Source organism: Mucilaginibacter sp. UR6-1, assembly GCF_020880975.1.
Lineage (GTDB): Bacteria > Bacteroidota > Bacteroidia > Sphingobacteriales > Sphingobacteriaceae > Mucilaginibacter.
Window position 1 is genome coordinate 412,447 of record NZ_JAJIWP010000001.1, and the last position, 25,131, is coordinate 437,577.

Consider the following 25,131-nt stretch of genomic DNA (forward strand, 5'->3'; position numbering starts at 1 on the left):
TAGCAGATAATGGAACAGAACCACAAAGAAGGTAGCAGCAAACCAACAAAGTTATCGCGCCGAAAAATATTGGGCGGAATGGCCGCAGCAGGTATATTATACATTCAAACATCATTAGGTAAAACCATTAAACCCGTGTTGCCTGCCAGGTGGCGTAAAAATGATGCTTTAGCTGATGAACTGATAACGCCGGGCCCCGGGCCAAGCAAAATAGGAGGGCGCTCACCGTATGAGAAACCACAGCGTTTACCTTCGGATATTTCATCGCGTACGCCTTTGCAGGATCTGATAAGCCCGATAACGCCGTCTGATCTGCATTATGAGCGCCACCATGCCGGGGTACCGAATATCGACCCTGAAAAATATGAGCTGCTGATACACGGCATGGTTAATAAGCCGATGAAGTTTACGCTGCGTGATCTGAAACGTTTTCCGGCAGTGAGCCGGATCTGTTTTTTAGAATGTTCAGGTAACTTTCGGTCGGGTAAAGAAACCATGACCGCGCAGGAAGTTTGCGGCCTTACAAGCCAGAGCGAGTGGACGGGCGTAATGTTGTCGACGCTTTTCAGAGAGGTAGGCATTAAGCCCAAAGCCGACTGGTTTTTGGCCGAAGGTGCTGATGCGGCCTATCTTACCCGTAGTATACCAACCCGCAAAGCCTGGGAAGATGCCATGATCGTATACGGTCAAAACGGCGAGGCCATTCGTCCGGAGCAGGGTTATCCGGCCCGTTTGCTGTTGCCGGGATGGGAGGGTAACATGAACGTAAAATGGCTCAGGCGGATAGAACTTTCTGACCAGCCGTTTATGACGAGGGAAGAAACCAGTAAATACACTTATCCTGTTAAAGACAAAATAAGGCAGTTCAGTTTTGAGATGGACGCGCGGTCAATCATAACCTCGCCATCATATCCCGCAAAGGTTGAACCCGGCTGGAACGAGATCCGCGGTTTGGCATGGACGGGCAGGGGCAAGGTAACCAAAGTTGAGGTTACCATTGATGCGGGCCGCACCTGGCAGGTAGCGCAATTACAGGAGCCCGTGCTTTCAAAAGCGCATACTTACTTCAGGCTGCTATGGTACTGGGATGGCGGCGAAACCGAAATTGCCAGCCGCGTAACCGACGAAACCGGCTATACCCAGCCTACGCTTAAACAACTGATTGATTACCGGGGTGCCGATATGGGCGGGTATCATCTTAACCCCATTACCGCATGGCAGATCAAGCGAGATGGTTCGGTATTGTTTAAACCCGAGAGTAGAAAATAAATTATAATATCAAACTTAAAATTCAGAAACTTATAACCACCAAAAAATTTATGATGAATAAAAGTATTTTAACTGAAGACTGGACCGTAGTGCTGTTAGGATTTATTATTATCACACTGTCGTTGGCAGGTGTGCTGCTTGCCGCGCCGGAGTTTAGCTGGGCTGCCGCTGATGATCTGACAGGTAAGGTATTAAGTACGGCCAATCTGCTGAATATACTGATACAACTGGTTTATGTGCTTATAATAGCCGTTATTGGCGCGGCATTTACAGGTAAATCAGTAACCGGGGTGCTCAAAGTTTTTCCGCTGGTTTATTTACTTACTATAGTGGCGCTTATAATAGCCGGCAGTAGCCAGGCTAAGGCGCTTAACCTTGAGGCTGTTATTTTTAGCCTGATTATCGGTTTGCTGATTGGTAACCTGTTCAATCTGCCCCAATGGTTTAAGGATGCATTAGCATCAGAGTTTTATGTAAAGGTAGGCCTGGTTCTGTTGGGTACCAGCATCATATTTTCTGATATTCTGAAAGCGGGTTCGTTAGGTTTGATACAGGCTTTGGTGGTTGTGGTATCGGTATGGTATTTCTCATACTGGGTATGTAAAAAACTAAAGATAGATTCGGAACTGACCATGATGCTATCGAGCGCGGTATCTATCTGCGGTGTATCGGCAGCTATTGCTACATCAGGAGCTATAAAAGGCGATTCAAAAAAACTGTCGCTGGTAATATCATTAGTACTGATAACCGCTGTACCCATGATGGTTTTTATGCCATACCTGGCTAAGGTGATGGGCCTATCGCAGGAAGTTACCGGAGCCTGGCTTGGCGGCAGTATTGATACCACGGGCGCGGTGGTGGCATCAGGTAGCCTTGTTGGCGAAACAGCGTTAAAGATCAGCTCCATAGTTAAATTCTCGCAAAATGTGTTATTAGGTATTGCCGCCTTTGTTATTTCAGTTTACTGGACGTATACTAAAAAAGCTACCGGAACTGATGCTGACAGCAAGCCTACGCTCAAAGTGATCTGGGAGCGCTTCCCTAAATTCGTGATCGGATTTATAGCGGCATCATTATTATTCTCTTTCTTTATCTCGCCCGATCAGGCCGCGGCGGTAAAGGGCCCATTAAAAAACCTGCAGGGGTTATGGTTCGCGCTGGCATTCACCAGTATAGGGCTTGAAACCAATTTTCGTGACCTGATACATCGCGATAGCAAAAAACCGATATACGCCTTTTTAATAGCGCAAAGCTTTAATGTGGTGATCACTTTGGTTATTGCCTATTTGTTATTCTAAACCTGATATATTACATAAAGACCCCGTAGAAATATATTTCTGTGGGGCCTTTTATTGTTCGGTGATCTCTCAACTACAAATGGGCATTGATAGTTTTTAGCTATTCGGCATAGAATATATTGATTGTGATTGTATTTATTAATGCCTTAAATTTACTTTATCAATCAAATTATAGCTTAGTAAATAACTCAAATTATGGAAAACGGATCAAATGACATCAGTAAATGCCCTTTTCACAATGGCACCTTAAAACATAATGTTGCCGGTGGAGGTACGCGTAACCGCGACTGGTGGCCTAATCAATTAAAAGTAAACATGCTTCGTCAGCATTCATCGTTAACTAATCCATTGGATGAGAATTTTAACTATGCCGAGGCTTTTAAAAGCCTTGATCTGGAAGCTGTAAAAGCTGATCTGCATGCGCTGATGACAGATTCGCAGGACTGGTGGCCTGCTGATTTTGGCCATTACGGCGGTTTGTTTATACGTATGGCATGGCACAGCGCAGGTACCTACCGCGTTACTGACGGGCGTGGTGGTGCAGGCGCAGGTATGCAGCGTTTTGCACCGCTAAATAGCTGGCCCGATAACGTTAGCTTGGATAAGGCTCGCAGGTTGCTTTGGCCTATCAAACAAAAATATGGTCAAAAAATTTCATGGGCTGACCTGTTGATCCTTACCGGAAATATCGCGCTGGAATCAATGGGATTTAAAACATTTGGTTTTGCAGGCGGGCGTGAGGATGTATGGGAGCCGGATGAATCAGTATATTGGGGTGAGGAAAAAACCTGGCTGGGCGGCGATCTGCGCTATGGGCATGGCTCAGATGGTGTAAAAGGCCATGGTGTACTCGTGTCAGACGATGACGCTGATGGTGATATTCACTCGCGCGACCTTGAAAAGCCGCTTGCTGCTGTGCAAATGGGTTTGATCTACGTAAACCCCGAAGGCCCGGATGGCAATCCTGACCCGATAATGGCGGCTAAGGATATTCGTGATACATTTGGCCGCATGGCCATGAATGATGAGGAAACTGTTGCCCTGATAGCCGGTGGTCACACATTTGGTAAAACGCACGGCGCGGCCCCTGCGGATAACGTAGGCAAGGAGCCCGAAGCGGCAGGTATTGAACAGCAGGGTTTTGGCTGGAACAATAAATATGGCTCAGGCAAAGGTGCCGACACCATTACCAGCGGCCTTGAGGTAACCTGGACAAAAACGCCGACACAATGGAGCAATAACTTTTTTGAGAACTTGTTCGGTTTTGAATGGGAGCTTACCAAAAGCCCGGCAGGCGCCCACCAGTGGGTAGCTAAAACCGACGAAGCTATTATACCGGATGCCTATGATAGTGAGAAAAAACATAAACCAACAATGCTTACTACCGATTTGGCTTTGAGGTTTGACCCGGCGTACGAGAAAATTTCAAGGCGCTTTTTGGAAAACCCGGATGCTTTTGCTGATGCCTTTGCACGTGCATGGTATAAGTTAACACACCGCGACATGGGCCCGCGTGAACGTTACCTGGGCCCTGATGTTCCGCAGGAAGAATTGCTTTGGCAGGACCCGATCCCGGCGGTTGATAATGCTTTGATAGATGAAAGTGATGCTGCCACGCTCAAGGCAAACATATTAGCATCCGGTTTAAGTGTGGCCGAACTGGTTTCTACGGCATGGGCTTCGGCATCTACTTTCCGTGGTTCTGATAAGCGTGGCGGCGCTAACGGTGCCCGTTTACGCCTGGCACCACAAAGGTACTGGCAGGTAAATAACCCATCGCAATTGCAAAGCGTATTAAACAAGCTGGAGGCTGTTAAGCAGCAATTTAATAGCACACAGGTTAACGGTAAAAAAATATCACTTGCTGACTTGATCGTATTAGCCGGTAACGCTGGTATTGAAAAAGCGGCTAAGGATGCCGGAAATGAAATTACCGTACCATTTACACCTGGCCGTATGGATGCTTCGCAGGAGCAAACCGATGTTGAGTCATTCGGTTACCTGGAGCCTTTGGCAGATGGTTTTCGTAATTACCGTAAATCAAAAATTAGAGTATCAACAGAGGAACTGCTGATAGATAAAGCACAACTGCTTACCCTCACAGCGCCTGAACTTACCGTGCTGCTGGGTGGTTTACGTGTGTTGCAAATTAACTATGATGGTTCAAAACATGGTGTGTTTACTCATCGCCCTGGCCAGCTTACTAATGATTTTTTTGTGAATTTGCTTGATATGAGCACCGCATGGAAGGCAGCGGCAGAAGACAGGGAACTTTATGAGGGTACTGACCGCGCTACAGGTGAAGCAAAATGGACAGGCACCCGCGCCGACCTTGTATTTGGTTCAAACTCTGAACTGCGTGCCGTGGCCGAGGTTTATGCAACCGCTGACGCGCAACCTAAGTTTATTAAGGACTTTGTTGCCGCCTGGAATAAAGTAATGAATTTAGACAGGTTTGATATAGCGCGATAATAACGACCTGTTAAGTATAAATATAAAAGGCACCCGCAAGGTGCCTTTTGTATTTATAAGTGATGAAGGACATTTTTTTTGACAGCGTTGCATCAGTAATACTTGATTGTTTACGCTATATTTTTACATAAACAAACACGAATTTATGTTGGGCGAATTAACACAAATACAAGCCGTTGAATTGCTTACAAAGCATCTTACCGGTCGGCTTGGTTGCCATGCTGATGGCGTTACTTATGTGGTACCGGTAAATTATGTCTTTAAGGATAATACCATTTATTCTCACTCCGCATCGGGTAAAAAAATTGACATGATGCGGAAAAACCCGGATGTGTGTTTTGAAGTAGATGAATTGCAAAGCATTTTTAAGTGGAAGAGTGTGATAGCCTGGGGCCGTTTTGTTGAAATTAGTGATATAGCAGAAAAGCAGCAGGTGATGCAGAGTATCATTCATCGTATTATGCCCTTAGTTACCACACCTCATGGGCATCCTTCACACGGTATTACCGATCACGAAAGCGATATTGGTGATAAGGTTGAACTTGTTATTTATAAAATCGTGATCGATAAGATAACTGGTCGCTTTGAAAACTAAAAGGCGGTACTGAAAGATACAGGGGGCATGGCTTTTACCTCTATACAACCAGGTGCAGATAAGTTCAAGCAGGGTACGCGATATTCCAGTAAGATTATGATAAAAACAAAAAACCTCTAAATATATATTTAGAGGTTTTTTTAGTATCGCTTTAAGTCGGGATGGCAGGATTCGAACCTGCGGCCTCCACATCCCAAATGTGGCGCGATACCGGGCTACGCTACATCCCGAAAGGGTTTGCAAAGGTAAAATTTTAATGCTTTAATGCAAAATAAATTTAAAGTATTTTATCAGTAAACTGATGTTGAACCTTTGCTATATTAATGAACTTTCGCTTAAATAAACAGTTGTTGTTTTTTCTGAAGCGCATGCAAAAGTAAGTTTTTAATGGGTAATTGCAATAGCCTGCAAATTTAATTATATAACTTATATTATAGTTGGCAGATTATCAGCAGAATAATTTTTTATTAATTCTTATATCTATGCTTAACCACCCATATTTATACAAAAAAACCCGCCAAAAGCGGGTTTAATACCTTAAACTGGTTGCATCAACCTTCCGGATATTTGCGAAAAATGCTGTTGATGCGCATTTGTATCACACCTAAAAATGCTTCGCGAAATATTCGGGTTGACATTTTTGATTCGCCTGCCGTGCGGTCAGTAAAAATTATCGGTTCTTCAACAACTTTAAAGCCGTGCTTAATGGCGGTATATTTCATCTCTATCTGGAAGGCATAGCCCACAAATTTTATCTTATCGAGTTGTACAGTTTCCAGCACCTTGCGCTTGTAGCACATAAATCCGGCTGTAAAATCCTGTATATCAATACGCGTTATCATGCGCACGTATACAGAAGCAAAGTAGCTCATAAGCACACGGCTCATGGGCCAGTTAACCACGTTAACACCTTTAATATAGCGTGAGCCAATAGCAGCATCAGCGCCGTCAATACAAGCCTGGCGCAGTTTTAATAGGTCGTTTGGGTTGTGTGAAAAATCGGCATCCATTTCAAAAATAAAATCGTAATGCCGCGCTATACACCACTTAAAACCGTGAATGTAGGCTGTGCCTAATCCCTGCTTTCCGGCGCGCTTTTCCATAAAAAGCTTGTCGGTATATTCGGTTTGCAGGCGCTCAACTATTAGCTGTGTACCATCAGGCGAGCCGTCGTCAACTATAAGAATATGGAAATCATGCGGTAAGGAGAACACTTTGCGTATCATCCGCTCAATATTCTCCTTCTCGTTATACGTAGGAATTATTACAATACTATCAGGCACTACTCGTAAACGCTATCGTTAAAAAAAAGTATGCAAAGCAAACAAATTTTTTAAACAATCGGGTTATCCGGATGAATTTCCTGTGTTTTATCGTCCTGTATGCCCAAACCTTTGGCAATGGTTTCGTCAACCAGGTAGCTGCGTTCCTTAATATATGGGCTTACAAACAAGAATAGTATGAAAAATCCTCCGATGATGCCCACAAACAGCCAAAAGTATTTATCGCCCTCAAAATAGGCGAAAAAGCCTTTTTCAGAAATGTTTTTGTTAATAAGCGTAGTAAAGAATGTACCTACTGAATAGGTAAGGTACCAAATACCGGTCATGGTACTCTTCATTGATGGCGGAGATTGTGTGTAAGCATACTCCAAACCTGTGATGGATACCATTACTTCGCCAGCGGATAAGATAATGAAAGCCATTATTTGCCACCATATTGAAGGCTGATGACCGTTTTGCAAACTAACCTGTACAAGCGCTATAATAACAAAGCTTAAACCGGTTACAAAAAGGCCAGCGCCGATTTTTTTAAGCGGCGTAAGTTTTACCCCCATCTTTTCAACCAACGGATAAACACCATAATTGAATACAGGGATAAGGATCAGCAGAAACAGCGCGTTTACAAACTGCACCTGCGATGGCAAAATGTGTATGCCGAATATACCCAGGTCAAGATCGAGCTTTGCGGCTTGTAAAGCCCATTCGGCGCTGTTCATATCCCACATGGCCCAAAAAATAGGGATAAAGGCAAATACAGCCATTACATTCCAAACAGCTTTTATAGCTTCGGTTTTTGTTTTGCCGTATTTTTCTTCAGTAAGGTTCCAGGCTTTTTTGCTTTTGTCTTTATTAGTTAACTTGGCTTTTAACGTGTATAGGCTGATGGTTACAAAGTTTTCTTTACGGATGCCGCTTGGGGGTACTTTAACATACATTTTTCGGCCGGTAAAAAATATAACTGTTGCCAGCGCCATTAATATGCCGGGTACGCCAAATGCTACTGATGCGCCAAAATGCTCATACAAATAGGGTATAAGCAATATACTTACGGTTGAACCTGCATTGATACTGAAATAAAACCAGCTATAAATTTTACTCATCAGGTGCTGGTTATTATGATCAAACTGATCGCCAACGTTAGCTGATACGCATGATTTTATACCGCCTGCCGCAATAGCTATAACAATCAATCCGCCAACAAAGCCGTTTAGCGAGCTATCAAAAATGGATAGCAGGAAGTGGCCAAAGGTGTAGATTATTGAACCCATCAATATCACCCGGTATTTGCCAAAAAACCAGTCGGCCATGATAGCGCCTAACAATGGTGTGAAATATACCAGGGTTGAAAAAAGGTGGTTGTAGTAGTTTGATTGTGCTTCGGCCTGAGTGGTTAGTGCCGGTATGTGGTTGGGATTAAAAAACTGGTTAACAAGAAATATGGCCAGTATACTGCGCATGCCGTAAAAGCTGAAGCGCTCTGAAAATTCGTTACCTATAATAAAAGGAATACTGCGTGGTATCTTACCCTTTGGGGTAGAAGCTGGGGTTAATGTTTCTGCCATTTAAATTTTATGAGGTTTTGCGAAAATAGCATAAATCCCCGAAATCAAAATTAAATGTTGAAAGTGTTACACTTGAGCATACTTAAATTCCGTGCTGTTAAGCGGGTTTAATATTAATGCTTTGATGGCACCTGCTGCCTGTCTTTTATGGCTTGCTTTTTAGGGTCAATATATTCATTCTGATCCTGCGAGGTGGCAATGTTGCGCATATCAAGGTTTTCGGCATATTTCCACTTGCCGTTGTTCAGGCGGTAGGCATCATAGCTCAGGTCAGGCCCAAAGGTTTCAGGTTTGCCGGCCGAGCGCTGGTCGGGTGGGGAGAGGTGATCGAACACAATGATGTTTTCCTCCGGGATGTAGCGTAAAAGCATTGATGCCTGGCGTGCATATTCAAATACCACGCGTTTACGGGTTTTGCCGTTACCATCAAATACAGGAGCGCCAAAAACAGGCTGACCATTCCTGTTAAATGAGATCACCTCTATCACTTTTTTAGTTGATTTTACAGTATTACCTTTCCATCCTAATAGTACATAATAGGGAGTGGCACCGCTTTTTACCGCCGCAATTTTATAATACTGAGCCCCATACCATGTACGGTTATCAGTGACAGAATCCTCCGGATTTTTTAGCAAGGGGGAATAATCTTCAAGGGGGAACATTTTTAGCGGGCCGCCGGTATTTATTTGTACGGTGCCATAAAAGCGGTAGCTGCCATCCTCGTTTACTATATGCCAGCTAAATATACGAAAGCGGTTATCAGGGGCATTGATCACACTTACCGCTTTAACGCTATCAAACGAATAATTGAAAGAGTTGGGAACTTTCAGGGCGGCTACCAGCGTACGGATGAACTGGTAATTGGCATTTTTGCGCTCCATGTCGTCGGGGTCATTAACTAATTTTTGCCCCAAATGCTTCAAGCTATCGGTTAAAACTTTAAGTTGCTTTAAGTTTCTGCCTTCATCATTGCCCTGGGCTAAAATAAACCCGGGTAATTGTATCAATATAAAAACGATAAGTATTGCTTTCTTCATAGTTTGGTTTACCCAAGGTTGTAAACGTAATAAACCGCCTGCAATTATACATACGTATCCGTAAACCTGTTTTATTACTGTTGGGGGTCTTTACGTTTTTTATTTTTTTTACGCGCATTTAATGCCTGCTGTAAAAGGTATTCAATTTGCCCGTTGGTGCTGCGAAACTCCTCGCCGGCCCAGGTTTCAACCTCTTTCAGCATGTCAGGATTTATACGTAATATAAATGCTTTTTTTTCGGCCATGTTACATTATGCACCCGAGGCTGCTGCCTGGCGTTGTTTGGTAATTATTAAGTAAAAGGCTAAAAAAGTGAGTAGCGGCACCCAATGCAATGGCGCTGTGTTTTGTTCAATGAACACCTCATCAGTTTTTGAAAAAGCATTTACATGAATGCGCAGCAAGGGGCCATACATGTTACTTTCCCACCGGTATCTTGCTTTCCAGAATGAGGTTTTCTTCAACACCAGTTCGGTGCCATCAGCCAAAGTAAAAACCGATGTAAAACTGAATGCTTTTACTTTTAATGTGCCAATAAGTGCATCCTGGCCATCGGTAACCATTATGCGGTTGCGCCAAAAGCCATCAAGTTTAAAGCTTAGTGTGCCATCAGCCAGTTCGGCCCAGCCCATGTGTTTAAACGAGATGGTTTTAAAAGTGAGTTTTCCGTAGCTGCGCACATCATCACCAAGTATATATTCGGGTTTGAGCCAGCCATGCCTTTGCATGTTTAACTGGCTGATGTTCCGGTTTTCAAATCTGGCAAACATAATCTTTGTTATTAATGATATAGTGTACCTGTGTTTACTACCGGTGCCACGTTGCGTTCGCCGCATAGCACCACCAGCAGATTGCTTACCATAGCCGCCTTGCGCTCTTCATCAAGCTCAACAATGTTTTTAGCCGAAAGCTTGTCAAGCGCCATTTCAACCATGCCAACCGCGCCTTCAACAATTTGCTTGCGGGCGGCTATAATAGCGGTAGCCTGTTGGCGCTGTAACATGGCGTTGGCAATTTCGGGCGCGTAAGCTAAATGCGATATACGGGCCTCCAGTACTTCAATACCGGCACGGGCAAGCCTGTCGTTAAGTTCTTTTTCAAGCAATATGCTTACATGCTCGGCACCATCGCGCAGGGTAATTGATGCATCCTCATCCTCAAAATGATCATAAGGAAACGAGTTGGCCAGGTGGCGAACCGCTGCCTCGCTTTGTATGTTAACGTATTGAATATAATTCTCAACCGAAAAAACTGCCGCGGCAGTATCTTTTACCCGCCACACAATTACAGCAGCTATTTCAATCGGATTGCCTACCTTATCATTCACCTTTAGTTGCTGGCCGTTGAGGTTGAATGCACGTAACGATACTTTCTTTTTTACGGTGAAAGGGTTCACCCAAAAAAAGCCGTCCTTTTTTACTGTGCCGGTGTATTTACCAAACAGTGTCAGCACCTTTGATTCATTAGGGTTAACAATTACCAAACCGGGCAATACAAGCGAGAAGTCAAGTATAAATACAATTACGCCGATAACCGCCAGCTCCTGCCATATCAAAATTCCTGATACTGCTATTAGTACCAAAAACAATGTAAAGGTAACATATCCCGAAGGCGGATTGATGGTTTTTTCGTTTTCCATGATATTGGTTTTGATTTTAAAATGATATCATAAAGATATCAAATAAGATTTGATAAATGCAAGAAAAAGTACGCAACACAGAAACTTATATTATTTTTGAGAGGTTAACTTTATAAATGGTGCAAATCTCTACATCCCGACGACGTGCTTTATTGCGCAAATATGCCCGCAACATTAAGTTTTTAATGATATTGGGCAGTATCTGTCTTATTGTTGCGGCACTACCCAAGCAGGCCCAGTTCAGGTATGAGTTTGAGAAGGGCAGGATATGGAATCAAAAAGACTTGGTATCGCCCTATAGCTTTGCTATACTGAAAACACCGCAGGAGATTGAGAACGACCGCAAAACAGCCCTGGCCAGTATTACACCTTTATACCGTTTTGACAGGGATATGGGTAAACAGCAAACCGAAGGGTTTCGTAACGACCTGGAAATAAAATGGCATACTGCCGGATTGCCTGATAATCAAAAAGAAAAATATCAGGCAATTGGTGTAAACCTGCTTACTGATGTTTATAACAAAGGTATAATAAAGGTAAATCAAAGGCATCAACGCAACGAAGCGCTTAATATAAGCGTGCTTAACAATAATATTTCTGTAGAAAGAAATATAAACGATCTGTTTACGCGCGACAGGGCGTTGAACTATTGCGAGCAACAGCTAAACGTACGTAAGGATATTGATAAGGCTTTTTTGCTTGATTTAATAAGCGACCGCTTGCTGGTGAATCTAACTTTTGATGATAAGCTTACCGCCAAATCAGAAAAAGAAGCCCTGGATAATTTATCAGTTACGCGGGGCATGGTACAAAGCGGCGAAACCATTGTGGCCAAAGGTGCTGTGGTAAATGATGATATTTTTCAAAAACTGCAATCATACAAAAAAGCATTTGAAGATAATGCCCGTATTGATGGCGATGTTAACCTGGTATTGTTTGGCCGGTTTTTACTGGTAGGCCTGGCCATAACATTGCTCATCGTGTTTCTGTACCTCTTCAGGCGTGATATATATGGCGACAACCGTTTGGTAGGCCTCATACTGATGGTAGTTACTGCCATGCTGGCAACACTGTCAATAGCTATTATGCTGCAAATACCTACATTGTATTATATACCGTATTGCATTGTACCTATTATCATCAGGATATTGTTTGATACCCGGCTGGCACTGTACATACATTTGCTGGTAGTACTTATAGCGGGCTTTTTTGTACCTAATAGCTTCGAGTTCGCTTATTACCAGATCACGGCAGGTATGGTGGCTATTTATACCATCAAAAACCTGATACGCCGCGAGCAGTTCCTAACATCGGCTTTGATTATTACGGCTACCTATTTTGTGGCTTTTTTAGGTATATCATTTATAAGGCAGGGTAGCCTGGCTACTATTGATTGGTTAGATTTTATACCATTTACCGTGAGTGTGTTATTAACGCTACTCGCTTATCCGCTCATTTACGCCTTTGAAAAATTGTTCGGCCTAACGTCAGACATTACATTGATCGAGTTGACCAATACTAACTCGCCTTTGCTGCGTGAAATGGCTTTTACAGCACCGGGTACCTTTCAGCACTCTTTGCAGGTGGCTAACCTTGCCGAGAATGCCATATATGCAATTGGAGGCAACGCTTTGCTGGTTAGGGCAGGGGCGTTGTATCATGATATCGGTAAGATAGAGAATCCGTTATTTTTTATCGAGAACCAAACATCATCATTTAATCCGCACGATAAACTGCCTTATGAAGAAAGCGCGCAGATCATTATACGCCACGTAAGCAAGGGTATCGATATGGCTCGTAAATCAAACCTGCCCGATATTGTAACCGATTTTATCCGCACGCATCATGGCAACACCCGGGTAGACTACTTTTACCAATCGTTTTTGAAGAATTTTCCTGAAAAATTCATTGATGAGAATATTTTTCGCTATCCTGGACCCATTCCTTTCTCAAAAGAAACCGGTGTTTTGATGCTTGCCGACTCGGTTGAGGCCGCTTCGCGCTCGTTAAAGGAGCCCAATCAAAAATCCATCAGTGACCTGGTTGACCGCATTGTGAAATATAAACTTGATCAGGATCAATTGAAAGACAGCAACATAACGTTGAAAGATATTGAAACCATTAAAACGATATTTAAACGAATGTTGATGAGTATTTACCATGTGCGGATAGAATATTAAAAAACCTCACTTTTTTTTTTGACAGGTATGCACTTTTACTATATTTGCAGACCTCAAAAAAACGAGGCGTACTTAAAAAGGTGAGGTGCCTGAGAGGCCGAAAGGATCAGTTTGCTAAACTGACGTACGGGAAACTGTACCGAGGGTTCGAATCCCTCCCTCACCGCCAGATTGATAATCAAAACACATTAAAAGCCTGTAATTCATTGAATTACAGGCTTTTTTCGTTTCCGGGGTTGCTCAGAATATGTCCGGTTTCGCATAATTTTAGTGTGACATTCAGTGTGACATTTTTTTGGTGGAAATGTCACACTGGAAACGTTGTAAAATACTGAACTACAACATGTTCGGGAGCTAAACATCTTGACTTTTATAGGCTGCATTTCGATATTTATTAACTTTTAATTTTTTAGTTATGTTAGAGAAAAGCTTTGGAATGTTGTTTTACCTTAGGAAACAACGTCATGCCGACAAGGGTACCATGTACATTTACCTTAGAATTACAGTGGACGGCCTGTCAAGGGACGTGTCGGTCAAAAGAACCTGGAGTGCTGCCAGATGGAGTGCAGGCGCTAACAGGGCGTCCGGTAGTAAAGAGGACGCAAAAGAATTGAATCACTATCTGGATGTATTGCAAAGCAAAGCCTATGATGCCCGCAAGCAGCTGATTGAATCCGGGCGGGTTGTGACTGCAATTTCAATCATGGACATAATGAGTGGTGCGGAGCAGCGCAAGCGGGAATTGATGTCACTTTTCAAAAGCCATAATGATGATATGAAAGCAATGATCGGGAAAGGCGTGGCAAAAGGTACCTGGACAAATTTCAATACGACTTACCGCCACTTGTCCGTGTTCCTGTACTCGCAGTATAATGTCAGGGAAATCAACATCCTTGCTCTCGATCTGGAGTTTGTTAAAAAGCTTTATCACTGGTTCAGGACGGTCAAAAAAATGGGCCATAACAGTGCCCTTAAAAATATTGCCAACATGAAGAAAATAGTTATCGCCTGCGTCGATAACGGTTGGCTGAAAAATGACCCGTTCGCAAAATTTGATGAGATTAGAGAAGAAGTTCAGACAGTTTTCCTGGTAAAGGAGGAGATTCAGGCCATTGCTGACAAAGAGATAACAAACAACCGGCTTTGCCAGGTAAGGGATGTATTCATTTTCTGCTGTTTTACAGGACTTGCATTTGCAGATGTAAAGCAATTGAAAAAGTCCGAAGTTGATATTGGTATCGATGGTGAATTAAGAATCTATAAAGGAAGGCAAAAAACGGGAACGCCATCAATAATTCCATTGCTTCCAATCACTAAACGAATATTAGCCAAATATGAATACAATGAGCAATGCATCATCAAAGATCAGTTATTGCCTGTATTGAGTAATCAAAAGTACAACGCTTACCTGAAAGAAATAGGGGATATGTGCGGTATCAATAAAGAGTTGAAAACGCATATGGCCAGGCACACATTTGGAACTACCGTAACACTCGCCAACCATGTACCACTGGAGTCCATCAAGGAAATGATGGGGCATAAAAGTTTACGTCAAACTATGCATTACGCGAAGGTTACCGGTATCAAGGTCAATGAGGACATGGCCAAACTTAAAAAGCGGCTGAAAAAAAATAATTTTATATCCGAGCACCAGATCATTGGTGCTGATACCACAATAAGCTAAATACATTGACATGCCCGGCTGGCTAAATGATTTGCCGGTCGGGTTTATTTTTCGGTAGTACCGAAATGCTCGTTAATTTCTTAAACTAAGAACCAGCAGCTTTGCCTAAAATATATAAAATGGCAACTGAAATTATAACGAAGGAAGATTTACAGGTCTTTAAAGAAGAATTGTTAAGCGACATCAGAAAGATTATTGATAGGAAAGAACAGCCTGCCGGTGAATGGCTGCGCAGCAGTCAAGTGAGGAGGATGCTGAACATATCGCCCAATACCTTGCAAGCACTCCGTATCAGCGGCAAATTAAATTATAGCAAAGTTGGAAGTATCTTTTTTTACAAGCTTGAAGAAATTAGAAAGTTGGTAGAAGGGGATAAACTATGATTGAAAGAGAGCGTTTATCGCCCTTAATTAAACGTACTCAGGAAGATGGCAGAATTACGCCGATTCATATGAGTTTCTTGCTTGCATTGCTTTGCTGCTGGGAAGATAACGGCTGGAAGGCTCCGATAAGGGCTTCGAGAAAAATGCTTATGAAGCTGGCCAAAATACATTCCTCATCGACTTATCACAAGTGCGTGCAGGAACTTAGTGCCTTTGGCTATATAGATTACAAACCATCATTTAACCCGAGAGGGAGTGATTTTAGTTTCTCTGATTTAACAGGATGAAATCAATGTTATCCCTTTATCTGGAGAGTTAGGGATTACATTCGAACAATTAGTAGTAACATTTTTAACCTTTTTAGATAATTTAAAATTGAAATAAAATAAGTGGCACAATGTTTCTAAACTGTGACTACAATCCTGTAATTGATTTGACTTTAAGTATCTATAATTTCTGGATGCAAAAGTATATTGTACTCACAAAGTAAGCCCTGCAAAATTTATATAGGTTAGTCTATCTTAATGCGGTCTAAATACCCCTTATATAAGGTAGGGTTAAAACCTTTATATTTTATACCCTCTAAAAATGCCCGGTAAAAAATAACCAAAGATTGTTTTACCTTAGCCATTCTTAACCTAAATTATCATGAGACAAATGACCGTCGCAGCTGTTCAGCAGGCTATTGATCTATTAGAAGCGATAGACCCATCAAACGAACTTGCTTACGAACAAGCCTTCCTTGCTTATCTAAGAATACCAAAACTTCCGGTCGTTATTTACAATATCGTCGAGCCCATAGAAGTGTTTAGGGCAAGAACGCATATCAATGATGTTTTTTTTAGTCAAGTAAACGAGATCTCGCTTGCTCCTCACAGCGCGATCAATCGCTTCGCCCGGTGTAGTCGTCCCTTTCAATCACGTTTTTACGGCGCAACTAACCGTCCTACAGCCTATATGGAGCTGGCTAGTTATTGGGCCTCAGAAAAAGAAGTCGGTCAGCATTTATTCGTGACCGTTGGTCGCTGGGTCGTTAAGCAACCCTTCAGCGCACTAATCGTAAGTTCGCCCGATGTGAACTTGCGTATGAGTGAATACGACAAGGAACACGGAGCCGCTATCGATGATTTGATCGATGGTCTTGAGGGAGAAGAAAAAGAGGCAACAATTTTAGTTTATCACTATTTGTTTGACAAGTTCAGAAAGCCAGCTAAAGATGATCCGTTAACTTACATTATCACCACGTCATATTGTAACGTCGCACTTTTAACAACACCCGGTGAGATTGATGCTATATTTTACCCCAGCGTTCCCTTTGGCGGGAAAGGTGTCAATTTTGCTTTTAACAATAGGTTTATTCATCCGGAAAATATCGAACTCCTCGGTGCACTACGTGATGAATTTCAGGTTTATCTTAACGATGAGAAAATTAAATCTTTTATGCAGGTGGGATCCTATGAAACAAAGGGCATCGATCAGGCAAACAACGTAATCCATTGGAAACAGCCGGACGCAGAAGTTAACAAGATATAAAAGCACTTAAAACTTAACCATTGATTTACTACAACATAAATGGGATTCCGACAGAGGTAAAGCCGGCAAATAAGTTTTGGATGGCCGAAGGACAGCTTGATTTTATAATGAGCGAAGGTGATCTGACGCATGACATCGAGGCCATGGCACATACTTTACGATTTGGCGTTCAAGCAAAATTATTCGGAAGTGTTCAACATTATTACGACCAGTTAGCCTTTGTCCCTCCATGGGTTACGCAAGTTGGAATTGATTCAGACCTTTCTGTTTCGAAGGCTGAGATTGAACCTTATATACAACAAGCTGACGAGTCGACTTTAAAAGCAATGTATTATAATGATGTCAGTGCATTAATCGGGTCATTGCAGAATGCCAATGTTGAGGCGAAATCCTTGCTCGGTCAATTTTATAAGGAACTGAACAACAATTCTTTTATGGTGATGAAAGATCCGTTTGAACCCAATATGGAAATGCACGCTTCCGGTGCCATCGTGACCCGTATATTCAGTTATGTAAACTATTTATTCATATCACTTTACAGTCAGATGGATTATGTAACAAAAATCTGTTATGAACTTGAGCACTTAAAGATGGCTTACAAAAAATATGATAAGTTGCAGTCCTCCGGCATATTGGTAGGTGACGCCAATCGTCTTTCATTTAAAAAAGCGCAGGGTACTATATTCGAAGAATGTCCTAATATGAGACTAATTCAAACACTTCGCAATGAGATCATACATGATGGTTCGTTTGAGAATACCCCTAAAGTGTTTCAATTATTTCAGGACAACAAAATGGTCGAAAAGTATATTTTCCTGCCAGACCATACCAATGGTTTTATCGATTCGATTAAAGGTCGCAAACGTTTTTTTAGCAAGGGTATTAAATTGAATGAGTGTCTTCCTGAATTACTCACAGATTTTTGGAAACGGATGCTAACTACATTTTTACTGCTTCAAAAGTCAACGGGAATCTACTCACAATAGTTAAGCCCCTTTGATATTCACAATTAACAGCGGTTAGACTGGTTCAATCATTTTTTTATTGTTTAGACACGCAGGTATTATCTGATGAATCGCCTTACTGATGTGCGTTTTTCATCTGGTACGGTAGAAATAGTATCCCGGAATATAATCTGTTCTGCATCTATAGATGCGATATGCTGGTCAAGAACCTCTATATCCTCAAACGACATTCCATAACGGAGCATCCATATATCCCGGTCACTTTCCGTTCCGTATCTTACATACAAAGCTAATTTCTTCGCACGGTCATCTTGATATTTTTCAGCATATTTCCAAAATGCAGCGTAAAAAATGTCGCTTAATTTAAATCCGATGAGTTTGTCAATATAATCGTAGGTGTCGTACATGATAAGATCGTAAGAAACATCTTTCGCTTTTGTTCCTAACGGAAACAGACTGAACATTCTCAATTCTTTGTCTGGAATTTCTTTATATCCAGTAATGAATGCTGCAGGCAACTGATCAAGCAACTGAGGTGAGTTTTCCAGCTGTGCCCTTTCATGAGATTTACTTGCATGCGAATACCTGTACCAGCAGATATTTTTAAAGTTACGGCCGTACACTCGCCATAGCATAATTTTAACTGCGGTATCTAAAACCCGGGCTTCTCCATCGCTAAGGGATCTGCTGAGATAAAGTGTGTATAAGTTCCTGAAATATGCATATAACAACAACTTCGCGTCAAGGTCATCAGTGATTTTCTTAAAGGCGATTAGTTGGCCATCTTCAAACACTGAATTTAAAATTTGTTCAATGATGCCATCAATACTATCGGTACTGAGCTTTTCGAGGTCTTTTTCGGTAAGATTATATTCATCCGAATAGGTCCCATTAAGAATAGCGTCCCTAAAGTCATTGTAATCATCATCCTGCAAATCTGTTTTTTCGAGCGAGGAGACGTTGTCGAGTATCTCATCACTGGTCATGATTTTTCGGAACGTAGGAATACGTTGCGGGTTATTCACAATCACATATCCATAATCAAACTTTAAATCTCTCGTTGAGCGGCCAGCTCTTCCGATAAGGTTTTTAACCGCTAATGGCTTACTACCCTCTAAGCGGTCAAGATAAACAACATCAAATGGCATATTAATGCCTTGCTCAAGTGTAGAGGTTGCGAAACAGATGCGACAATGGCCAGCTTTGGTAAATTGTTCAATGATGAGTCTGGTATGTAGAGGGAGTGACCCGTGATGGATAACAATACCCTTGCAAAGTAAGTCTAAAAGCAATGAATAATGGGCAGCGTTGCGCTCGGTGTCACCGCCCGTATATTCTTTAAGTTGGCTTAAGTATAGGGCAGTCGTTTCAGATGGTAATTCATCGCATAGCGCCACGTATTTGGCAAATTTCTCCAGAAATTTCCCGTTATAGATTTTTTGCTTAGATGTATATATCAGCACTGTACCACCTTTCTGGATGGTCGCTGATAGCGGATCAAATCCGGCAATTATTTTCTTATGGCCCATTATCTGTTGGTCAATGCCGAAGTGTGAAAACTGCCCGTCCGGGTTTTGACATAAAAAAAGCTGTCCAACATTTTTCTGAATGTACTGCTTTGCTTTAGCAGTCTGTTGTTCAAAATGATTTTTCTCTATCTGAGATTCGGGATTTTGTACAAAAGGGTGCGCAAAAATAAATTTGGCCTCTGGGTAGGCTTTCTGACATCTACGGACGATACTATCAAAATACAATCCCCGTTTAGAGTCTTCATCGCTTAATTGAGCCTCGTCGAATAAAAATAAATCAACCTTAAACTGCTCACGCTGTTTGAATAGTTCCCGACAGCGTTCTGGCGTGACGATAAAAATGCTTCGCTTGGCATATCTGGTGTTAATTTTGTCGATAAACGTTAAAATATTGACAGATTGATCCTTAATCTGCTCAGACAGCTCCAGATAATATTCATTAATTAAGGCTCTTGAAGGCACAACAACTACAACATCATTTTGGCTCTCCTCAATTTGCTTCCTGAATACGAAGGACTTACCCGTACTCGTAGGGGCCGAAAAGCTAAAGCAAGTGTTGCCATTGATGCCCTTGATAATATCTGCCTGTACAGGGGTTAGTGTGTAACTATATGTGTCCCGGATATACTGGCGATATTGGGTAAAAACCACTTCGGCGAGCGTATCCCGCGTTGTCGGCTTATAGAAAACCGCCATATAGTTTAAGATTGGGATTTTGTGTTGCTCAAATTCTTCCGGCCGGTAGAGTGCCAAGTAGGAAAGTATCTCCAGATCGGTAATAGAAGTCGGACCATTCATGTACAAATTCGCCATGACATACTTGAATATATCTGCCGTGTTTTGGCCTCCTGTAATACTTTTGATTGCATTCTTCATAAGTTGACTGCAACACAAATTAGTTCTTTGTACTTACTCGCATCAACAAAGTGCTTATTACGTTTAATACTCTTTATCAGTTGATCGGTAGGGGTGGCTTTGGCCGAAAATGCAGCGATATACCCTTTGTGGCCTTTTACACAGTTGTTCATAGAGTTTTTGCAGAAGAAATCTTTAATGTCGTTCAAATCAGAGATATCCTGTTGTTGATTTGCGAACCGGATGATCTGTTCCAACGACCTGCCAAATGCGCTTTGTTTGGCCACATACTTAGCTTCACCGAATAGTAAGATCTCATTTAGATTTCGTGTATAAAAATCGAATCCCGGATTCAAAATGATGTTCTTCTTAAATAATTCAGCAAGCGGAATGTCTAAGTAATTTAGCTTTTCAACAATAGTTTGCCTTGCCAATTCAGATACTACATATTCAGCTGAACTACTGGTAATCTTATCTGCCTTTGCCTTAATGATAAAATTTGCGATATGGTCTGCAGTCTTTCGCGCTCTAACCTGGTAAGAAACCCGCTGGTATTCGTCATCAAATTGACGTATCCAAGAAAGGTCATTAAACGAAACCAGAATATTTCTAAGCGTTAGGCTTATATCAGTTGGGTCAATTCTGATAAAACTAATATGATTTTCAATTTGTATGTGGTCAACAATGGTGTAACCGCTCATGAATTTAGATAAAGTATAAGGTAATAATTATCTAATTTACGCAAAACCAATCATCAAATACAACGATCTGAAATATAGTAATTAGCAACGAAAAAAAAATTGCCCTTTTTTAGAACAATTTGTTTGACGGCTCGTGAAAAATAATGCTTAATATTGCTAAGTTTTCCACACTTCGGAAACAAGATAGTACCATAAAATGACCCAAAAACAGGTCGCGAAGTTTGTTTCTAATTTGATACTGAAATCTCATAACTTTTTGATAATCAATTCCTAATTGCTTTCTGTATCGATATATTAACTGTCTCAAAATTGCTTGGGCATAAGGTTATTAAAACTACTTTGATCTATACTTAAGTGAAAGATAAAATTAAGATTGAGGCTACAGGAAGAATCAAGGTTGATTTAAAAAACATGAAAAAGAACAATGGCAAAGCGTCTAAACTCAAATGAACTTGCTGCCAAATTTGCGTTTTGATTTGTTCAACTGCGAACTGATCTCGTTCGCAGTTTTATGCCTTGAATTGCTGATCCACTCTTGAAGTTCTAACCTGCTGAAATATAACCTCTTTCCTGGTTTGGAAAATGGAATTTCTTTGCGACTCACTTTAATGTATAAGGATGCTTCTGAAATTTTAAGAAACGCTGCTGCTTCCTCAACGTTCAATAAATCATTATCCCCGGTATCCGAGGGTTTGAGACCAATAACAAGTTGTTCGATAGATTCTACTTTTTCAAAAAGTAAGCTGATGATTTCAGGAAGTTCATTAAAATTAAATGGATCCATCTTGTAAAGATGTGCCAATTGTCTTGTTACACATCATCAGTTTTTCTGTACTACAGAAGATTTATTCTAAGTAAGTAAATGAACCATAATAGAATAAATTGTCGTACTGAATTTTTGCAGAGTATTCTATTCTATCATATAGATCATTGTTTGAAATATAACTTTTGAACCTATCTACAATTTTGTCCTGTCCACTAAAGAAATGTTCAAGTGTGTCATTAAAACTTTGCTGATAGTCATAGCCTTCAGATAGAGCTATGCCGAGTAATAAACCAAGGATTAAACCTGCATAATCATCAATTGGCCATTGATGGCTAATAAGTGATTGTCCACCGGTTACCAAACTTGCGCCGAAACCAATTGAACCGGGAGAATTGATTAAGGTCGTTGTGGCACCGTCGCAGGCATTTAATACAAGTAATCGTCTGCCATCAGACGATGAAGAAATATAGTTTAAATCAGCCAAAGGGATCTTATTAGGGCTTCCATCTTCCTTCGCACGATTCATCAGTAAATACGACAAGTGTGGCCTGAAATGATCGAATTGTCCGTGGCAGGATATCCATACCAGATTATAATCCTTTTCATGGTAGGCTTTTAAAAAGAGTGCTTGATCATCCTCATACCAGTTAAAACGATCAACTTTGGCACCGGCTTTTTCAAAGATTTCCTGAACGCCGTCGCATTCATACTCCGACATATTGCAATCACCCTGCCACATCAGGATTTTAGAAATACTTTTTGTTGAGTATGGCTTTCTGAATGATTGAACAATTGGCAATCCCGCTTTAGCATATTTCAGAAATAACGCCTGTAATGGCAACTGGAATTCCGAATAAAGGTAATAGGCTGGAGATGATCGAATAGTTTCCTGAATATTTGGATCAGTCAGGTTAAAATGCTCAACGAGTATTTGTTCAAGTTCTTTACCATGTTGTGGTTCTGGCGTTCCTACCTCCTGAAGGTCTTCCGGGCTTCTGGTAGGATGCAATTCATCGATCAGTGCGATAGTCATGTTCATAAAGTGATTTAGTTGCTTTATAATCCTACCACCATAATCATGAGGATCAGTTCCAGAATGAACTACTTTTCCCTGTTTAGCATATCGAACGCCACCTGGGGTATTGTGCTGAATAATTAGGAATTCATTTGAAATTCTGCTTTCGTTTGGTATTTTAAAAAATTCACTGATAATCGTTACTATCGCCTGAATTTCGCCTGCGGCCAAGAGTGTGTCTATTAATTGCTGAACAATGGAATAAACTCTGCTTATTTCGAAATCCTTTTGAATTTCATTTTTTACAAGCTTATCTACCATCTTATGATAACCTCTAATCGAACTAATTATCTGATCCAGGTTTGAAAGTATCGCTGAACTGTCACCTTTATAAACGGCGCACATTAATTGCAACTGTTCATTTGCATCAATACTGAACATTTTCTGTACGCGTTCGAACCATACCTCCCTGGTTGTTTGAGTGTATTCGTAACCACAGGCACAAAACTGCATTGCAATAATTTTGCCGCTTGCAGATAATAGCCATGGCCTAGTATAAAAAAACATTAATATATGAGAGCATTTATCTTTCAAGTTTTGATTGCCGATATTGCTTGCCCAGGTTTGGATCTGACAAAATGCCAAAATTATAATATCATCATAATAAATCGGAGACGCTAATATTTCCAGTTTAGGATAAAAATGCTCAACATAATATTTAACAATTTCGTAAAAGCCTCCTTTCACACGCTGCTGGTAAAAAAGCATATTGGTCCACTCTGCAAAAGACCGATTAAAGCAGTGCCTGACATATGGATGCTGAGACATTTGAAAGATATAAATCCTGTCAAGTTTGGTTTCCCGCTGAACGTTGAATCCAATTGTCGTACTTAAAGAATTCGCTAACCATTGAAATAATTCCATGAAAAGCTTTTTGTGGCCTAGCCGACTACTTAAACTTACTGCAAACTGAAATTGAAGAAACCATAGCAGTTCTTCATGCTGTTGATAACGTGTATGGAGATTTAAGATGTCATGGCAAAGGCTTTCGGTCAGATCAATTTCTTTTTCGTGATAGTCTTGAAGTGGATGAATTTCATCAATCCAGAGATCATGCAACGTTGTACAAGATTCCATGTCAAAATTAAAATCCGAATTCCAGCGTGTGTCCTCTTTTAGGTTGGTGGAGCAATCATAAAATGACGGAAACAATTCTTTCAACATCATAAGCAATAGTAGGATAAGGTTAATTTATATTATTAATTAGATTTAGCTTTTTTAATGCTGATCAGTAAGGCCTTGGAACCAATAGTAGGCTTTCAAGAAAAGATTTGTAGTGAATAAGATTTTGTAAGACTAAAGTTTTATTAATCAGACTTTCACCTGAACCCAGCCAGTCAGATTTATGTACCACAGCACACGTCATATAATCGCCGGTACCAAACCTTTCCGGACGACGTATCGTTCTTTCATCGGCAGCACCAGCATTTTTCTTTATTACATCATGCCACAAATTCCTGATTTCTGATTTTGTATAATCCTCAATATCTGAATCCAAATGAGATATTTTGAAGCACAATTTGCCTTGCTCTATCTGTAGATAAACCGGAAATCCATGCCAATCACGCCAGTTTAAAACAGCATTCCAGAAACTCTCTCCACCCGGAGGGTTGACAAGGTGCCAATCGGTTATTCCCAAATTATCCTCTAAAAACTGGTAAAAACCAATCCAGCATGCGTCGTTCCATTTACCAATAATTGTAGATTCAAATGCGTCATGTGCTTTTTGTAGTTGGTGCAGTCTTTCCCGAAAGTCAATCAGGATATTATTACCCTCAACCGGAAAATGATTTAGGATTTCAATGAATTCTTTACGGTTAAAAGGCTGAAATCCTTTATGCCTGATCATTCCCAAACGTTTTTGCGATTCGCTGCCTGTTTTCAGATAAATGCAACCAAGGCTTGCATTGTTTTGTTCGCACCATTTTTCTCCTGATTTCCGGTAACGTTCCAATTGACCAATTCTTTCCTTAGTAAAGGTCTTATCTTCGATAACAATAAGGTATTTACCTTTATTAGTATCAACTTCTGCATAGACGTCAATGTTTTCCCATTGCCTACCGGCACGGACTTTTATGATCTTAAGATCGGAACTGTCATGATTTTTCATCAGAAGTGCCATCACAAACTGGGTGCCGATGTTATGCAGATCTTCGTCATATTGCCAGTTGTCCGGGTCTGCCCATTGCAGGAGCCATGCGATAAAAGCATCCTGATGTAGTTCTTTGGTAGCGATACTGAAGATATTCGGTTTCATGAAAATGATTTGGTTTAGTTAGTTATCAGGTTTTTATTCTTTTGCCGG

21 protein-coding genes and 2 tRNA genes are annotated in these 25,131 nt (G+C 41.1%); 11 read left to right on the plus strand and 12 right to left on the minus strand.

Features of this window, described 5'->3' with window-relative positions; genetic code table 11:
* The first annotated feature begins 9 nt into the window (after positions 1-9).
* The 4 genes from soxC (at position 10) to LJ707_RS01865 (ending at position 5,634) form a co-directional block, all read left to right on the plus strand.
* Complete coding sequence (gene soxC / locus LJ707_RS01850) at positions 10-1,269, plus strand: sulfite dehydrogenase (protein ID WP_228949029.1); 1,260 nt, start codon at positions 10-12, stop codon at positions 1,267-1,269.
* A 50-nt stretch (positions 1,270-1,319) separates the two neighbouring features.
* On the plus strand, positions 1,320-2,567 hold the full coding sequence (locus LJ707_RS01855) for a YeiH family protein (RefSeq protein ID WP_228949030.1): 1,248 nt from the start codon (positions 1,320-1,322) through the stop codon (positions 2,565-2,567).
* Between the two features lie 195 nt (positions 2,568-2,762).
* Positions 2,763-5,039, plus strand: coding sequence for a catalase/peroxidase HPI (gene katG, locus LJ707_RS01860; protein ID WP_228949031.1), 2,277 nt, complete (start codon positions 2,763-2,765; stop codon positions 5,037-5,039).
* Between the two features lie 145 nt (positions 5,040-5,184).
* Complete coding sequence (locus LJ707_RS01865; RefSeq protein WP_228949032.1) at positions 5,185-5,634, plus strand: pyridoxamine 5'-phosphate oxidase family protein; 450 nt, start codon at positions 5,185-5,187, stop codon at positions 5,632-5,634.
* Between the two features lie 156 nt (positions 5,635-5,790).
* Here the strand turns inward: LJ707_RS01865 and LJ707_RS01870 are convergent.
* The 7 genes from LJ707_RS01870 to LJ707_RS01900 all read right to left on the minus strand — a co-directional run bounded on the left by LJ707_RS01870 (position 5,791) and on the right by LJ707_RS01900 (position 11,155).
* Positions 5,791-5,864 (minus strand) — tRNA-Pro (locus LJ707_RS01870).
* A gap of 321 nt (positions 5,865-6,185) precedes the next feature.
* Positions 6,186-6,917 carry a polyprenol monophosphomannose synthase gene (locus tag LJ707_RS01875; RefSeq protein WP_228949033.1) on the minus strand — a complete coding sequence of 244 codons (732 nt, stop codon included), beginning with the start codon at positions 6,915-6,917 and terminating at the stop codon, positions 6,186-6,188.
* A 50-nt stretch (positions 6,918-6,967) separates the two neighbouring features.
* A complete protein-coding gene (locus LJ707_RS01880; RefSeq protein WP_228949034.1) occupies positions 6,968-8,479 on the minus strand; it encodes an MFS transporter in 1,512 nt (503 codons plus the stop codon).
* A 113-nt stretch (positions 8,480-8,592) separates the two neighbouring features.
* Positions 8,593-9,516 carry a hypothetical protein gene (locus LJ707_RS01885; protein ID WP_228949035.1) on the minus strand — a complete coding sequence of 308 codons (924 nt, stop codon included), beginning with the start codon at positions 9,514-9,516 and terminating at the stop codon, positions 8,593-8,595.
* A 74-nt stretch (positions 9,517-9,590) separates the two neighbouring features.
* Positions 9,591-9,761 carry an Arc family DNA binding domain-containing protein gene (locus tag LJ707_RS01890; RefSeq protein ID WP_228949036.1) on the minus strand — a complete coding sequence of 57 codons (171 nt, stop codon included), beginning with the start codon at positions 9,759-9,761 and terminating at the stop codon, positions 9,591-9,593.
* 6 nt (positions 9,762-9,767) lie between these two features.
* Positions 9,768-10,286, minus strand: coding sequence for a hypothetical protein (locus LJ707_RS01895; protein ID WP_228949037.1), 519 nt, complete (start codon positions 10,284-10,286; stop codon positions 9,768-9,770).
* 11 nt (positions 10,287-10,297) lie between these two features.
* On the minus strand, positions 10,298-11,155 hold the full coding sequence (locus LJ707_RS01900) for an SPFH domain-containing protein (RefSeq protein ID WP_228949038.1): 858 nt from the start codon (positions 11,153-11,155) through the stop codon (positions 10,298-10,300).
* Between the two features lie 116 nt (positions 11,156-11,271).
* On the opposite strand from LJ707_RS01900, the gene LJ707_RS01905 reads away from it, so the two are divergent.
* From LJ707_RS01905 to LJ707_RS01935, 7 genes are all read left to right on the plus strand, one after another.
* A complete protein-coding gene (locus LJ707_RS01905) occupies positions 11,272-13,335 on the plus strand; it encodes an HD family phosphohydrolase (protein WP_228949039.1) in 2,064 nt (687 codons plus the stop codon).
* Between the two features lie 79 nt (positions 13,336-13,414).
* Positions 13,415-13,504, plus strand: a tRNA-Ser gene (locus LJ707_RS01910).
* 246 nt (positions 13,505-13,750) lie between these two features.
* Positions 13,751-15,019: a site-specific integrase gene (locus tag LJ707_RS01915; RefSeq protein WP_228949040.1), complete on the plus strand. Its 1,269-nt coding sequence runs from the start codon at positions 13,751-13,753 to the stop codon at positions 15,017-15,019.
* A 119-nt stretch (positions 15,020-15,138) separates the two neighbouring features.
* Positions 15,139-15,402, plus strand: a complete 264-nt coding sequence (locus tag LJ707_RS01920) for a helix-turn-helix domain-containing protein (RefSeq protein ID WP_133230799.1) — start codon at positions 15,139-15,141, stop codon at positions 15,400-15,402.
* The gene (locus LJ707_RS01925; protein WP_228949041.1) at positions 15,399-15,689 is read left to right on the plus strand and encodes a hypothetical protein; all 291 of its coding nucleotides are present in this window, start codon (positions 15,399-15,401) and stop codon (positions 15,687-15,689) included. The genes LJ707_RS01920 and LJ707_RS01925 overlap by 4 nt, the downstream gene beginning before the upstream one ends.
* Before the next feature lie 361 nt (positions 15,690-16,050).
* The gene (locus LJ707_RS01930) at positions 16,051-16,935 is read left to right on the plus strand and encodes an RES domain-containing protein (protein ID WP_228949042.1); all 885 of its coding nucleotides are present in this window, start codon (positions 16,051-16,053) and stop codon (positions 16,933-16,935) included.
* A gap of 80 nt (positions 16,936-17,015) precedes the next feature.
* Positions 17,016-17,921, plus strand: coding sequence for a hypothetical protein (locus LJ707_RS01935; protein ID WP_228949043.1), 906 nt, complete (start codon positions 17,016-17,018; stop codon positions 17,919-17,921).
* Between the two features lie 77 nt (positions 17,922-17,998).
* Here LJ707_RS01935 and LJ707_RS01940 read toward each other — a convergent pair whose 3' ends face one another.
* From LJ707_RS01940 to LJ707_RS01960, 5 genes are all read right to left on the minus strand, one after another.
* On the minus strand, positions 17,999-20,305 hold the full coding sequence (locus LJ707_RS01940) for a DEAD/DEAH box helicase (RefSeq protein WP_228949044.1): 2,307 nt from the start codon (positions 20,303-20,305) through the stop codon (positions 17,999-18,001).
* A complete protein-coding gene (locus tag LJ707_RS01945; RefSeq protein ID WP_228949045.1) occupies positions 20,302-20,985 on the minus strand; it encodes a hypothetical protein in 684 nt (227 codons plus the stop codon). The genes LJ707_RS01940 and LJ707_RS01945 overlap by 4 nt, the downstream gene beginning before the upstream one ends.
* 442 nt (positions 20,986-21,427) lie before the next feature.
* Positions 21,428-21,769, minus strand: coding sequence for a helix-turn-helix domain-containing protein (locus LJ707_RS01950; protein ID WP_228949046.1), 342 nt, complete (start codon positions 21,767-21,769; stop codon positions 21,428-21,430).
* Between the two features lie 61 nt (positions 21,770-21,830).
* Positions 21,831-23,993 (minus strand): CHAT domain-containing protein, encoded by a 2,163-nt coding sequence (locus LJ707_RS01955; RefSeq protein ID WP_228949047.1) that lies wholly within the window; start codon positions 23,991-23,993, stop codon positions 21,831-21,833.
* Positions 23,994-24,054: 61 nt separating this feature from the next.
* The gene (locus LJ707_RS01960; RefSeq protein WP_228949048.1) at positions 24,055-25,083 is read right to left on the minus strand and encodes a PD-(D/E)XK nuclease family protein; all 1,029 of its coding nucleotides are present in this window, start codon (positions 25,081-25,083) and stop codon (positions 24,055-24,057) included.
* Positions 25,084-25,131: the final 48 nt, after the last annotated feature.